Source organism: Salipaludibacillus keqinensis, from assembly GCF_003226325.1.
Lineage (GTDB): Bacteria > Bacillota > Bacilli > Bacillales > Salisediminibacteriaceae > Salipaludibacillus > Salipaludibacillus keqinensis.
The window spans coordinates 864,455-878,603 of record NZ_PDOD01000002.1 but is presented as its reverse complement, the minus strand read 5'-3'; the positions used below and the strand labels follow the sequence as shown (position 1 = coordinate 878,603).

14 protein-coding genes are annotated in these 14,149 nt (G+C 37.4%); 12 read left to right on the top strand and 2 right to left on the bottom strand.

The genetic code is table 11. The features are described from left to right. The first annotated feature begins 134 nt into the window (after window positions 1–134). Both ezrA and CR194_RS11530 read left to right on the top strand, forming a co-directional pair. Window positions 135–1,838, top strand: coding sequence for a septation ring formation regulator EzrA (gene ezrA / locus CR194_RS11535; protein WP_110609803.1), 1,704 nt, complete (start codon window positions 135–137; stop codon window positions 1,836–1,838). A 25-nt stretch (window positions 1,839–1,863) separates the two neighbouring features. After that, entirely contained in the window at window positions 1,864–2,247 is a 384-nt protein-coding gene (locus CR194_RS11530; RefSeq protein WP_110609802.1) for a hypothetical protein, read from the top strand. A gap of 138 nt (window positions 2,248–2,385) precedes the next feature. On the opposite strand, the gene brnQ is transcribed toward CR194_RS11530, so the two are convergent. Next, window positions 2,386–3,714: a branched-chain amino acid transport system II carrier protein gene (gene brnQ / locus CR194_RS11525; protein ID WP_110609801.1), complete on the bottom strand. Its 1,329-nt coding sequence runs from the start codon at window positions 3,712–3,714 to the stop codon at window positions 2,386–2,388. A 214-nt stretch (window positions 3,715–3,928) separates the two neighbouring features. On the opposite strand from brnQ, the gene CR194_RS11520 reads away from it, so the two are divergent. From CR194_RS11520 to CR194_RS11505, 4 genes are all read left to right on the top strand, one after another. Continuing rightward, the gene (locus CR194_RS11520) at window positions 3,929–5,071 is read left to right on the top strand and encodes a cysteine desulfurase family protein (protein WP_110609800.1); all 1,143 of its coding nucleotides are present in this window, start codon (window positions 3,929–3,931) and stop codon (window positions 5,069–5,071) included. Beyond that, complete coding sequence (gene thiI, locus CR194_RS11515; protein WP_110609993.1) at window positions 5,071–6,279, top strand: tRNA uracil 4-sulfurtransferase ThiI; 1,209 nt, start codon at window positions 5,071–5,073, stop codon at window positions 6,277–6,279. The genes CR194_RS11520 and thiI overlap by 1 nt, the downstream gene beginning before the upstream one ends. 89 nt (window positions 6,280–6,368) lie before the next feature. After that, entirely contained in the window at window positions 6,369–6,575 is a 207-nt protein-coding gene (locus CR194_RS11510; protein WP_110609799.1) for an alpha/beta-type small acid-soluble spore protein, read from the top strand. 199 nt (window positions 6,576–6,774) lie between these two features. Then, window positions 6,775–8,367, top strand: coding sequence for an amidohydrolase (locus CR194_RS11505; RefSeq protein WP_110609798.1), 1,593 nt, complete (start codon window positions 6,775–6,777; stop codon window positions 8,365–8,367). Window positions 8,368–8,397: 30 nt separating this feature from the next. Here the strand turns inward: CR194_RS11505 and CR194_RS11500 are convergent, their stop codons facing one another. Beyond that, the gene (locus tag CR194_RS11500) at window positions 8,398–9,195 is read right to left on the bottom strand and encodes an NAD kinase (protein ID WP_110609797.1); all 798 of its coding nucleotides are present in this window, start codon (window positions 9,193–9,195) and stop codon (window positions 8,398–8,400) included. A 311-nt stretch (window positions 9,196–9,506) separates the two neighbouring features. Between CR194_RS11500 and sppA the strand changes: the two genes are divergently transcribed. From sppA to CR194_RS11470, 6 genes are all read left to right on the top strand, one after another. Continuing rightward, window positions 9,507–10,496 carry a signal peptide peptidase SppA gene (gene sppA / locus CR194_RS11495; RefSeq protein WP_110609796.1) on the top strand — a complete coding sequence of 330 codons (990 nt, stop codon included), beginning with the start codon at window positions 9,507–9,509 and terminating at the stop codon, window positions 10,494–10,496. Window positions 10,497–10,506: 10 nt separating this feature from the next. Continuing rightward, the gene (locus CR194_RS11490; protein ID WP_110609795.1) at window positions 10,507–11,043 is read left to right on the top strand and encodes an RDD family protein; all 537 of its coding nucleotides are present in this window, start codon (window positions 10,507–10,509) and stop codon (window positions 11,041–11,043) included. Window positions 11,044–11,082: 39 nt separating this feature from the next. Continuing rightward, window positions 11,083–11,769, top strand: coding sequence for a DUF2953 domain-containing protein (locus CR194_RS11485; RefSeq protein WP_110609794.1), 687 nt, complete (start codon window positions 11,083–11,085; stop codon window positions 11,767–11,769). A gap of 30 nt (window positions 11,770–11,799) precedes the next feature. Continuing rightward, window positions 11,800–12,273, top strand: coding sequence for a GerW family sporulation protein (gene ytfJ, locus CR194_RS11480; protein ID WP_110609793.1), 474 nt, complete (start codon window positions 11,800–11,802; stop codon window positions 12,271–12,273). A gap of 100 nt (window positions 12,274–12,373) precedes the next feature. Beyond that, entirely contained in the window at window positions 12,374–12,874 is a 501-nt protein-coding gene (gene tpx / locus CR194_RS11475; RefSeq protein WP_110609792.1) for a thiol peroxidase, read from the top strand. A 215-nt stretch (window positions 12,875–13,089) separates the two neighbouring features. Further along, entirely contained in the window at window positions 13,090–14,094 is a 1,005-nt protein-coding gene (locus CR194_RS11470; protein WP_110609791.1) for a class I SAM-dependent methyltransferase, read from the top strand. The last annotated feature ends 55 nt before the right edge of the window (window positions 14,095–14,149 follow it).

Below are 14,149 nucleotides of genomic sequence, written 5' to 3'. Positions count from 1 at the left end.
ATGGAGATGATTTAAAAAGAATAGGAGTATTCTTTTTAAACGTTTAATAATTCTTTGAATCGGGTATATTGTAACATAATTTTTATCGGTGGATTATCATAATCAGCAGTGTAGCAGGTAGAGGAGGCCTCATAATGTTATATATCATTTATGGTTTTATACTTCTGTTTCTATTTATTATTATCTATGGGGCATGGTCAAGGAAAAGGGTTTTCAACGAGGTAGACCGCTTGGAAAACAAAAAACTCCAATTAATGAATGAACCCATTACAGAAGAATTGTCCAAAATTAAAGGACTAAAGATGTTAGGAGAAACAGAGGAAAGATTTGAACAATGGCGAGAAGAGTGGGATCACATAGTGACGGTGCAATTGCCAAATATGGAAGAGAAGCTTTTCGACATTGAGGAGTTTGCCAACAAATATCGATTTAATAAGGCGAAACAAAATATAAAATTGGTAGATGAAGAATTAGAGGCAGTAGAGCAGCAAATGAATGACATGGTAGAAGAAGTGGATCAACTAGTACATAGTGAAGAACAGAATCGTCAAGATATCCATATAGTAAAAGATGAATTTGATGAAACGAAGAAAAAACTATGGGTACAAAAAGGGACGCTAGGTCAAGCGGGAAGTGTATTAGAACAAAAAATGCAAGGTTTACAGGATATGTTTTCTTCTTTTGAAGAACAAACAGAAGAAGGGAATTACTTTCAAGCAAGAGAGACTCTGTTGACCATTCAATCATTTCTTGAAGATTATGATCGTATGATTGATCTTATTCCGCAATATTTGGTGAAGATTGAAAAAGATTTGCCTAAACAATTAGAGGAGTTAGAGAATGGTTTAGAGGAAATGCAACAAAACGGATATGCTCTTCATCACTTTTCATTTGGATGGCTAACAGAGGATATGAAGCGACGCCTTAAAGATTCTTTGCCATTATTAGAGCATTTGAAATTGGATGAGGCTGCTCAACCGATAGAAAGTATTGAACAGGAAATCAACGATATTTATGAGAAACTAGAACATGAAGTTCTCTCAAGAAATTTTGTTGAGAAAGAATTGCCTGTTTTAAGGGAAAGATTGTATGAGCTTCCAAGTTTATTTCAAGCGCTCCGTGCTGAAACAGAAACAATTAAGCTAAATTATCAGCTTAATGAAGCTCACGATGAACAACAACTGAAAATTGAAAAACAAATAAAGGAACTTACTAACCAATATGCAGTTATTGAGGATGCTTCTGAAGAGAACAAACAATCGTTTACTACATTAAGGAAAATGACTCAGGATTTTGTCGCAGAACTGGAGAACGTTGAAAATGAAGTTCAGGAGACAAAAGAAAACCTAAACCACTTAAGAAGCGATGAAAGAAAAGCAGAAGAAGCGATCAGTGAACTTAAAACCACTCTTTTACAAGGTCAGAAAAATTTAAGGAAGCATAATATTCCGGGAGTACCCGAGAATATCATCTTTCAATTAGATGAAGCCGAAAAGAATCTCTATGAGGCTTCATACAAGCTAAAACAAATTCCTATTTCTATGAACGAAGTAAATCACAAAGTGGAAAAAGCGAGAGAGCACGTGGATGAATGCATGTTGAAATTAACAAAGACAATTGATCAAGCAAAGTTAGCTGAAGCTGTCATTAAATACGGAAATCGCTATCGAAGACATCATGACCAAGTGAATATCAAGCTACTGCAAGCGGAAGATCGTTTTAGAAGATACTTATACGAAGAAGCTTTGGAAATGGCCACCGACGCAGTGGAATCGGTAGACCCTAACGCAATAGAGAAAATAAAAGAACAAGAAAATTTGCTTGTGTCTAATTCATAATCAACGTTGATAGAGGGGATCGAAGATGAGAAAAGACTGGATAGGTATGGCAAGCATAGGCACGGTATGTTTGACGATATGGCTTTTTCTTCTTTTCTCTTTCTTTAATAATAGCGAAGGTGAACCTGATTCATTGGCTGAGAATGATCAAAATTCTCTATATGAATATTATGGAGAAGAGTTTGAAGAAGCTGAGGAAGACCCTCTTGAAGAGGTTAACCTAGACAAGGATTTAGACATTCAGAGAGAGGCAACAAAAGAAGTTAATCAACTTAATCCATCAGATGAATTTGTTGAAAAAAGCAGGGGGAATGGTGAAATATATCCTGGTGATTTTGATCACATAGCTCCGGATGGAACCATTTCCATCGATATCATACTAGAAGAATTATTAGAAGTTAATGATTAAAAGCTTACCGCCGCGGCGGTAAGCTTTTTTTTGAAAAAAGTACATTTGGATGCTCAGATAAATTTAATCGATAATATACCGACAAAAATGGTGAGACTGGACCTTGCCAGCAGCTCTAAAAAACGGGAATAATGATATCTATGCTTTTTTAATAGACGTTTGAAACACATGTGAAACAAAATAACCTATTATTCCTCCTACGGCTGCTGGTAGGAGCCATCCGATCCCTTGATCATATAAAGGGAATACCATGTAGAAATTAGTAATTGCTTCTTCGAAGAGTCCAGCAGCTTCCAGTCCGTCACCAACACTGACAAGAGCCGCACCAATGACAGATCCGACAAAGACTTCTTTTCTTCCTTGAAACAACTCTTCAAAAAGGGTCAAGATCATTAAAACGATAGCAATTGGATAAATTGTCACCAGCATAGGTAAAGAAAACTGAATGAGTTGAGTCAATCCCATATTTGCCATAACAAAACTGAATAAGGCTACAACACCTGTAGCAGCCCAGTAAGGAATGACAGGGAAAGACGTTCTAACATATTCACCAAATGCAGATATGAGCCCAATAGAGGTGGTTAAACAAGCAATAGTAATTATTACAGACAATAAAAGAAGCCCTGCTAATCCAAGCAACTCTTGAGAAATCCCAGTTAAGATAGCTCCACCGTTCTCTTGATATCCTAAAAGAGAAACACTGGTAGAACCTAAATAGGCTAAAGACAAATAAACTAGGATCAATCCTGTACCTGCGATGATCCCAACATGGATAGTTCTTCTTGTTAACTCTTTTCTGTCCTGTATTCCACGTTCTTTCATTCTTGTAATGATGATAATCCCAAATACAAGTGCAGCAATGGCATCCATCGTAAAATACCCTTCTTTAAATCCACTGAAAAAAGGAAGAGTCTCATATGCTCCAGTTGGGGCAGTTGCTGTTCCAACAGGTTGAATAATACCCACGAGAGTTAAAATAGCTAAAACGGTAACTAATATAGGAGTAAGGATCTTCCCCACCCTCGGAACTAATTTAGAAGGGTTTAAGCTAAGCCAATAACTGATCCCGAAAAAAACAGTCGTGAATAAAAGTAGCGATAAGGGAGTTGGACCATTGGCCAAATAAGGTAATAGACCAATTTCGTAGGCAACTGAACCAGTTCTTGGTATACCAAATAGAGGTCCTATCGCTAAGTAAACAGCTAAAGGGAAAAACAAACCAAATAGAATGCCGACCCGTTGAGAAATTTGCTGCAGGTTTCCACCTGATTTAGCGATTGTAATCATGGCTAAAATAGGCAAGCCTACTCCTGTTACGAGAAAGCCGATAATTGCTGACCAGACCGATGTACCTGCTTCTTGGCCTAGTGCAGGTGGAAAGATTAAGTTTCCGGCTCCAAGGAATAGCGCAAACATCATCAGACCAAGCATTAGTGTATCTTTAAAAGAGTAGTGATCATTATTCATAAATAAGCCTCCGTTTCAAATCATAGGGTGAATATTTGTTTAGAATATGTAGAGGATTGCCGAAAAATATTTTATCACAAATGGGAACATTGTGAAAACTATAAATTAAAAGAAAACGTATAGATCAAAGGTTGACAAAAAACTGTAGGTATCATTAGAAATGTGTTATGATAATTTGTTGAAAAGCTATGAACAATTAAAGGAGTTCTAACCAATGGTATATTTTGATAATAGCGCCACCACTATTCCTTATCCTGAAGTCATTGATACTTTCTCTACTGTAGCTCGTTCTTATTTTGCCAATCCTTCTTCACTTCATCCATTAGGTAAAGAAGCAGAACAGTTATTGAATCATGCTAGAAAAAAGGTAGCATCTATATTAGCTGTCGAAGCAAAAGAAATTTTCTTTACGTCTGGAGGAACAGAAGGGAACAATTTGGCTATTAAAGGTACAGCTAGACAACTTCAAAAGAGGGGAAAGCATATTATTACGACTAGTTTAGAACACTCGTCCACACATGACGCTATGGCAGAACTAGAAAATGATGGTTTTTCCATAACGTACTTAACTCCTGATATGAATGGGCAAGTAAGTGCTGAACAAATAGAAAATGCGATTACAAGTGAGACCATTCTTGTGTCTATGATTCATGTTAGTAATGAATTAGGTAGTAAACAACCGGTGGAAGAAACAGGTGCTATTTTACGCAAATATCCTAAAATTGTGTTTCATGTCGATCATGTCCAAGGGATTACAAAGGTTCCTTTGTCTATAAAGGATGCTTCAATAGATCTATGTACCATTTCCGCTCATAAATTTCATGGCTTAAAAGGGAATGGTGTATTATACGTTCGGCAAGGCCTAAAACTCTCTCCTCTTTTTTCAGGAGGTCAACAAGAAAAAGGGTTTCGACCAGGCACAGAGAATTTAGCTGGAATTGTTTCCTTAACGAAGGCCCTGAGAATGGCGTTTGACAAAGCTGACGACAAGATAGCTTCCTTAAAAGATCTTTCAACATGGATTGAGCGTGAAGTTTCAGAAATTGATGGGGTTGTCATGAATTCTCCTTTAAATAGAGCACCGCATATATTGAATTTTTCTATTCTTCATATGAAACCTGAAGTGATCGTACAAGCCTTAGCTGAAAGAGACATTTATGTATCCACTAAATCAGCTTGTTCATCTAAAAATTTTGAACCAAGCCGAGTTTTAAGTTCATTAGGATTCAGTGAGACAAGGGCCTCCTCGGCAATTCGTGTATCACTTTCTTTTGATAATACAAAAGATGAGGCTATATATTTTGTAAAAACGCTAAAAGACATTGTTTCTACTATGAAGAAGGTTGTGAAAGTATGATGAATTACGAACACATTCTGATCCGTTATGCCGAGTTATCATTAAAAGGGAAAAACAGAAAATTTTTCGAACAAAAGTTGCAGTCTAATATCCGTGAGGCATTAAAGCCGTTTCCAGCAGTTAAAACGAGCAAGTCATTTGGGCGCATGTTTGTCCAATTAAATGGGGAGGATGAAGAAAAAGTCTCTGATCGTTTGAAGAATGTTTTCGGTATTCATTCTTTCAGTCCCGCTGTTAAAGTTCCTTTGGAAAAAGAAGCTATTTGTGAGGGAGCTTTGTGGGCAGCCAAAGATGCATTACCAGAAGGAAATAGAACATTCAAAGTGTCCGTAAGACGTACGAACAAAGATTTCCCTATAGGATCTCAAGAAATGAATCAAATCGTTGGCGGACATGTGTTAAGAAATATGAATCATTTATCTGTGGACCTCCATCATCCCGATGTTCACTTAAAAGTAGAAATACGACAAGAAGCTGCTTACATTACTTGTAAAGTAATAAAAGCTTCCGGTGGATTACCAGTAGGGACAAGTGGCAAGGTAATGTTAATGCTATCAGGGGGGATCGACAGTCCTGTGGCTGGCTACCTTGCTTTGAAAAGAGGGGTAACGATCGAAGCTGTTCATTTTCACAGCCCGCCTTTTACAAACGAACGGGCGAAACAAAAAGTAGAAGATTTAGTTAAAGTTCTTACAAAGTTTGGCGGTAACATGAACCTGCACATCGTTCCGTTTACAGACGTTCAAACAGCTATTCATAAACAAGTCCCTGATAATTATGAAATGACCGTTATGCGACGATTCATGTTACGCATTACCGAAAAACTGGCAGAAATAAATCAAGCAAAGGGTATCGTGAATGGAGAAAGCCTCGGTCAAGTGGCAAGTCAGACATTGGAGAGTATGTACGCCATTAATGAAGTGACAAGTATTCCAGTTTTACGTCCGTTAATTACAATGGACAAATTGGAAGTCATTGATGTGGCAAGGGCAATAGGCACGTATGATATTTCTATTTTACCTTATGAAGATTGTTGTACGATCTTTTTGCCAAGTGAATCGAAAACAAAGCCTAATCATTTAAAAGCACAAAGATATGAAAGTTTTTTGGATATTGAAAAGATGGTCGATCAAACAGTTGAACGAATGGAAACCATGAAAATTCATGAAGGAATAGATGAAAATAAAGGGTTCGAAAAATTATTTTAATACCCTTTTATTGGATAATTTCCCATTGATTTTCTTGTATTGAGTATCTCCTCTTTACACATTCTATGTGTACAAGGGAGGTGAAACATATGGCTAACAATAATAGTTCAAATCAATTAGTAGTCCCTGGTGTTCAACAAGCATTGGATCAAATGAAATACGAAATTGCTCAAGAATTTGGTGTTCAGCTTGGTCCTGATTCAACTTCACGTGCTAACGGTTCTGTTGGTGGTGAAATTACAAAAAGGTTAGTTCAGATGGCTGAACAACAAATGAGTGGTTATAAGCAACAATAATAAAATATTCTGGCTATAAAGGGCATCTTTCATAGATGCCCTTTCTTTTTGATTTTCTTTCCAACTCCCTGTATGATTATCTTTGTTAACCATTATTGAGGGCACTAAAAAAGAAACTAATATTCACTTATATCAATCTAAAAATATAAGTATTTTTGTATAAATTAAATGAGATTAAGGGCAAGGGAGGAACATTCTTATGGGGACATTGTGGCATGGAGGAAAAGTTCGAACACTTCGGACAGCGGACGAGGTACACGATGCAGTATTTGTCAAAAATGGAGACGTCGTAGAGGTAGGAACATATCATCATATCTTAAAGCACCATAGCAACGATATTTCCGAGGAAATAAATCTACATGGTTCTGTAATGTACCCTGGTTTTGTAGATAGCCACTTACATATGATTGGGCATGGGGAAAAACTGTTAAAATTGGATCTTTCAGAGGTAGAGAGTATAAAGGAGTTAAAGGAAATTTTAACGAATGCCGCTCGATTCATTCCTGAAGGACAATGGCTATTGGCTGAAGGATTTAATGAAAACCTTTATCAAAATCACACGGTGCCCGATCGATATATTTTAGACGAAGTTTCTACAACACATCCTATTATGCTGACGAGGGTGTGTCGACATGCTATTACAACGAATACACTAGGGCTCGAACTTTCAAAGATTGATTCTAAGACAATTGACCCCCCAGGTGGTTTAATCGAAAGAGATGACTCGGGTGAACCTACTGGGTATATGCATGATCAGGCTCAGGAGCTTGTAAAGAAAGTTCTACCTGAAGAAGGTTTTACTTATATTGAGAAGGCTCTTTCAACGTCACTTGAAGATCTATTTAAGCATGGGTTTACAGGGGGACACTCTGAAGATTTAAACTATTATGGTGATGCAGAAAAAACGTTACAAACGTTTTTCAAAGTGATTGACGGTGAAAATAGAAAGTTCCGTACCAACCTTTTAGTTCATCACGAAGTTGCAGAGCAAATTTTTAAGAAAGCTGAACATCACCAACATCCCTATATTGACTTAGGTTCAGTCAAGATTTTCGCTGATGGAGCGTTAGGAGGTCGCACAGCATTACTCAGCGAACCTTACAGCGATGATCCTGAAACTCGTGGGATGTCTATTCACAGCAAAGAGCAATTGAGCTTAATCGTGAAAGAAGCTAGAAAGAAACAGATGCCTGTTGCCATCCATACCATTGGTGATCTAGCTCTAGACTATGCGGTAGCGGCCATTGAAAAATATCCGGTACCTTCTGGAAAGAGAGACCGTTTGATTCATTTGCAAGTTGTCAATCAAGACTTGTTAGACCGGTTAAAAAAGTTACCAGTCGCATTAGATATTCAACCAAGATTTGTTGCATCTGATTTCCCTTGGGTTGAAGAGAGACTTGGGGAGGAAAGGTTGGACTACTCCTTCGCTTGGAAGAAGATGTTAGATCACGGTCTTATCTGTGCAGGAGGTTCAGATGCTCCCATAGAGCCTATCGATCCTCTTTTAGGAATACATGCTGCCGTGACCAGACGTAAACCGTCTGAAAATCATGTTGGATATAATGAGAAAGAAAAATTATCGCTGTATGAAGCCCTTCAATTATTTACGATTGGCAGTGCGAAAGCTATTGTAAAAGAGGATCGACAGGGGATGATAGCTCCAGGCTATCAAGCAGATTTCACGGTGCTCAGTAGTGATCTATTTGATTTAGAGCCAGATGAGTGGCTTAACGTAAAAGTAGAAAGAACCATTGTAGATAACACGACGATGTATGAAAGAAAAAAATAGCCCCTTGTTTAGAGGGGCCTAGTAAACAGATTAAAGAAAGCTTCTCTTTACTTTATGAACAAAGAGATTATCTTTCATTCGCAAGGTTTTAATTTCTTTTTCAGATACTTTTATTCTTACTTCGTGAGAATGGCGAATACTTAATGCTTCATTGTCAGCAGCGATAATCGGATGATCGTTTCCATCTTGAATGATTTTCAATACTAGTTCCCGTTCTTTACTTAGCAGAAGAGGAGAACCTAGTGTTCGATACTGATTGTTGTTTAGGGAAGCTATTTCTGTTAACTGCATAGACTTTAGCTTTGGGTCTACTACCGCTCCTTTTAAAGACTTGTTGTATGCCGTACTACCTGTAGGCGTTGAAACAACCATTCCATCTCCACGGAACGTTTCGAAATAAATATCATCGATGTAAATGTCCATAGCGAATGTTTTAATAATGTTTGAGCGGATCGCTAATTCATTTAAACATTGAAAACTTTTCATCCCATCTACAGTTACTTCTATTGTAGGATAGCGGAGAACTTCAATATTATCAGATTGCAGACCTAATTCAATCTTTTCTAAATCGGTCGTACTGAAATCCGTATAGAAGCCCAATTTCCCGTCATTAACACCAATGTATAAACAGTCATCCCGGAAATTAGTTTTTCTAATAGACTGCAGGAATGTTCCATCTCCGCCAAAGCTCACAATTATATTCGCATCGTTTGGATCTTCAACTAACTGAAAACCGTGTTTGCGTCCAACTTTACGAATGGCTTGTACTTTTTCTTCAAGTTCATCGGAAGGTTTGTAAAATAAATACGTCTTTTTTCGATCGATCATAGCATAGATTCTCCCTTTCTCTTGTTAGATTCATCACTGTTCATGATTGGAAGATGATCGTTTGGAACTCTTTGTATTAAAGAAGTAACCTAGAACGACCTCTACATTAATAGTATCAGAAAAAGATCGATAAGTGGATAGTATTAGGAATGAAGTTGAGTATGTGAAAAGGGAGGATCGATTAAGAGAAACGGTATACATTGTTTAACACCATTTCTTTTGTTAATAGTAGGTGTTGATTAGAGGGTACTTAATTGTAACAAAAACGAAACAAGCCAAGTTCAAATTAAAGATGGAAAGAGGAGGATATTATGAATTTAAAAAGGTGGATAGCATTATCGATAGCAGCAGTTCTGTTTGTTGCCTCTCTTGCAGTGAGTACATTTACAACGGATGTTTCTGCAGGAATTGAAGGAGTGTTCGGGGGAAGTGGAGAAGCGTTTCATGAAACAACTTTAGAAGAAGGGTCAGATCGAGGTAAGCTAGCAGTCATTCATTTAAATGGAGTGATCCAAGCAGACGCAGGTGGAGGTTTGTTTGCAGGGGGATATGATCATCGCTTACTCCTTGAACAATTAGACCATGCTGCCGAGGACCCTGAAGTTCACGGTGTAGTATTAAGGGTGAATACGCCAGGTGGAGGAGTTGTGGAAAGTGATGAAATTCACGACAAAGTGAAAGAGATTCAAGAAGATTTTCGCAAACCAGTGTATGTATCAATGGGTAGCATGGCCGCTAGTGGTGGTTACTACGTAGCCGCTCCTGCTGACCAAATTTATGCTAATCCGCAAACTATCACAGGTTCTCTAGGAGTAATCATGCAACAAATAAATGTAAGTGAACTTGCAGAAGAATGGGGAATCAACGCTGAAGTGATCAAGAGTGGCCCTTATAAAGATATCATGTCTTCAACAAGAGAAATGTCAGACGATGAACGGGAAATTTTGCAAAGTCTTGTCGATGATGCATATGATCAATTTGTCCATGTTATTGAAGAAGGCAGACAATTTGATCGCGATGAAGTGTTGGAATTAGCCGATGGTCGAATTTATACAGGGTCTCAAGCTTTGGACGTAGGTTTAATTGATGGCTTAGGTCACTTGGAAGATGTGATAGATGAGATGAAGGAAGATCTTGATCGCGGAGATATTAGCGTCGTGGAGTATGAGGCCAATGTTGGCTTTCCTGCTTTGTTAGGCGGGTCTATTCAGCAAATGGTAAATAATCATCAGTTAACGGATGTTAAGAATTGGTTTCAACAAAATCAAGGTCCACAATTAATGTACTTATATACGAATTGAGGTGAAGACTATGAATGAAGAACATAGCCATGTGCCGTCTGAGCATGAAATCATTGAACGACAAGATCAACGAACTGAAGAAAAGACTGTGGGATACGCAGGGTTTTGGATAAGATTCTGGGCATATCTTGTTGATTTAATCATTGTATCCAGCTTAACGGGAATTCTCCTCGTTCCTTTTTATCTACTTTTAAATGTTAATGAATTAACTTGGGGAGTCTTCACCTTAGGAGGATTCTTGTCGACAGTTACAGCATTTGGTTATTTTACATTAATGACGAAGTATTTTCGTCAAACATTAGGAAAGTTAATTTTTGGTATTAAGGTTTATTCATATGAAAATTCACACTTGTCGTGGCTAGATGTTGTTTTTAGGGAAATCGTGGGACGATTTATTCACCAATCGCTCGTTTTCACAAATCTTCTTTATTTAATCGTTCCATTCTCTTCAGAAAAAAGAGGAATTCACGACAGACTTGGCCATACTTTTGTCGGATTAGAACCAAGGAAAGGAAAAGTTATTCGTACTGAAGAAGAGGATATTTAAATAGTCATCCTGGCAGGTTTATCTGTCAGGATTTTTTTTGTGGAAATTGGTTACGATAAGTATGGAAGAAACTGGACGGGTGGAGTGGAGAGAATGGAGATTGTATTTCTTATAGTGTTAATCACCCTGTTATTACTAATTATGCTCTTGTTCATGAAACTAACAATAGAAATAGACATTCATCAAGAGAATAAAGATTTTGACGGAAAGATTGTCTTTAAAACCTTTTTCCGTTTACTTCGTTATTCCATGAAGATTCCAGCTTTGGATTTAGATGAGGAAAGTCCTTCTGTTGTATATAGAGAGACGAATGAGGGATTAGGAGTAGAAGAAACCGAGGAAAAAAAGTTTTCTGTATTTGATTTTATTCGGGATATAGAGCTATTTCAAGATTTTCTTAAGCAAATTATTGGATTCTATCTCATTCTAGAATATTTTTTATCAAAGGTAGAAATATCATCAATCGAATGGCAAACACACTTAGGTTTGGATGATGCGGCAAAAACAGGATCAGGGTGTGGATTAGTTTGGGGGATGAAGGGAAGTTTTGTAGGTTTATTAGCTCATTACATGAGAATGACTAAACGACCTGAAATAGAAGTGATACCTCACTTTCAAGGGATGACATTAGCAACTAATTTTCGGTGCATGGTATCATTCCGAATCGGTTATGCTATCCATACGGGTTTAAAGATTTTACGGCATAAGAAAAGTAGCAGTGCGTAGTTGATAATGTTTACTGAAGGAGGAAAACGTATGTCTGAACATCCTATTCAAGGACTTATGAAGACGGCAATGGAAAATTTAAAAGAGATGGTAGATGTTAATACGATCGTAGGTGATCCTGTTGAAACCCCTGATGGTAGTGTAATATTGCCCGTTTCAAAAGTGGGATTTGGTTTTGCAGCTGGAGGAAGCGAGTTTGTATTAAAGAATCAAAATTTGCATGGTCCTGGCCAAAGAAGCCCTGAAGGAGAAGAAAAGAAACATCCCTTTGGTGGAGGAAGTGGGGGAGGAGTCTCTATTACGCCTATTGCCTTTCTTGTAGTTAGCAGTCATGGAGTAAAGATGATTCACTTAGATCACCAAGCTCACCTGTATGAAAAACTTATGGAGTTTACTCCTCAAGTTGTGGAGAAAATTCAACAAATGCTTCAATCTTCAAATAAAGGTTCGCGTAAAGGAAAAGATCCTCGCCCAAACTCAAATGAACAACCTTTTGATTTTTAAAGGATTTGTTTAATAAGCAAACTTCTGTTTAATTGGTGGATATTTGTGGTACTCTTATTACGAAAGCAATTTGTAATTCTTAATAGGAGGCGATCTATAAATGGCAGAAGTAACATTTAAAGAAAATCCTGTGACACTTGTAGGAAACGAAGTGTCTGTAGGAGACAAAGCACCTGACTTCACAGTATTAGCTAACGACCTCTCTGAAGTAAAATTATCCGATTCAAAAGGTAAGGTTCGACTGATTAGTGTTGTTCCATCTGTTGATACAGGAGTTTGCGATCAACAAACACGTAAATTTAATGAAGAAGCAGCAAATCTTAATAATGTAGAAGTTTTAACAATAAGCGTAGATCTTCCGTTCGCTCAGAAACGATGGTGTGCAGCAGCAGGAATTGAAAATGTACAAGTTCTATCTGATCATCGCGGGCTGGATTTTGGAAAAAAATATGGAGTAGCCATAGAAGAGCTTCGACTACTTTCCCGCTCTATTTTCGTAGTAGATAGTTCAGACACGGTGGTATATGCGGAATATGTTCCAGAAGTTACTAACCACCCTAACTACGAAGCGGCAGTAGAAGCAGCAAATAATGCAAAATAATCTGATTTTTGTAAGAAAAGCATCTTAGTAAAGGTGCTTTTCTTTTGTTTTTATATCTGTTATCAACGAATCGTTATTACTGTTAATAACATCTAGCGTCGTTCAAGAGGTTACTAGGTGGCTCGTTATTTTTAGTAACTGGTTGACTTTCGTACTTAATCGTGTGAAGTTTATTGGTAAACACTGTTTAGATTGAAAAAGAGGAAGTGATATTCATGGAAAAAAATACAAACACTGAAAAAGTTTATTTATTATTAGACGAAGGTTCAGAAATTCTAAAAAATGAGTTAGATCTGCCTTATTTAGATGCACTTGGAGAGATGGGGGAGAACTTCTTCCAAAATAGAGTGGTTCAAGAGGTTTCTGAGGATAATAAAGAAAAGATCACATCAATGATAGATAAAATCCCAAAAGAAGATATTGCGCCTGAAGAATATCGGAGAGCGGTCCAATTAGCTGTTCTTAAAGGAATGAAAGAAGCTACACAGCCCCATCATGCCATGACACCAGATGCAGTTAGTTTATTTATTGGCTACATTGTAAATAAGTTGTTAAGTTATGACCAATCACAGCAAAAACCAGTTTTGTTAGATCCTGCTGTTGGGGTGGGCAACTTGATGACGGCTGTAATGAATCAAATGCATTCGAACGCACATTTCATTGGTGCAGAACCCGATGAAACCTTATTGAAATTAGCATTTGTAAATGCTAATTTACAAAAGCACTCCGTAGATCTTTTTCATCAGGATAGTGTAAGCACTCCTACAGTCACTAACGTGGATTTAGTAGTTTCTGATTTACCTGCAGGTTACTATCCAAATGATGAAGTAGTAACGAATTTTGATACGAGAGCAGAGAAAGGTCATTCGTATGTTCATCATCTACTTATTGAGCAGTCTATAAAGCATGTTAAACCAGGTGGATTTGTCGTCTTTGTCGTTCCGAATCACCTGTTTCAATCTGACCAGTCAAAGCAACTGCATCAGTTTATAAAGAAAGAAGCAGTCATTTATTCCTTTATGCAACTTCCTTCTTCCATGTTTAAAAATAGTCAGGCAGCAAAAAGTATTCTTGTATTGAGAAAAAGAGGAGAAGGAATTGTTGAACCAAAGCAAGCATTGTTAGCGGAATTACCTTCATTTACAAAGGAAGCACAACTTGCAGATATGATGCAAAGAATTAGTTCATGGTTTGATGATTTACTAAAACAAGAAAAATAGAAATTTCACAAAACTTTCACTTTTTCTCATCATCGGTCGTGTTTCATTCTTTTTA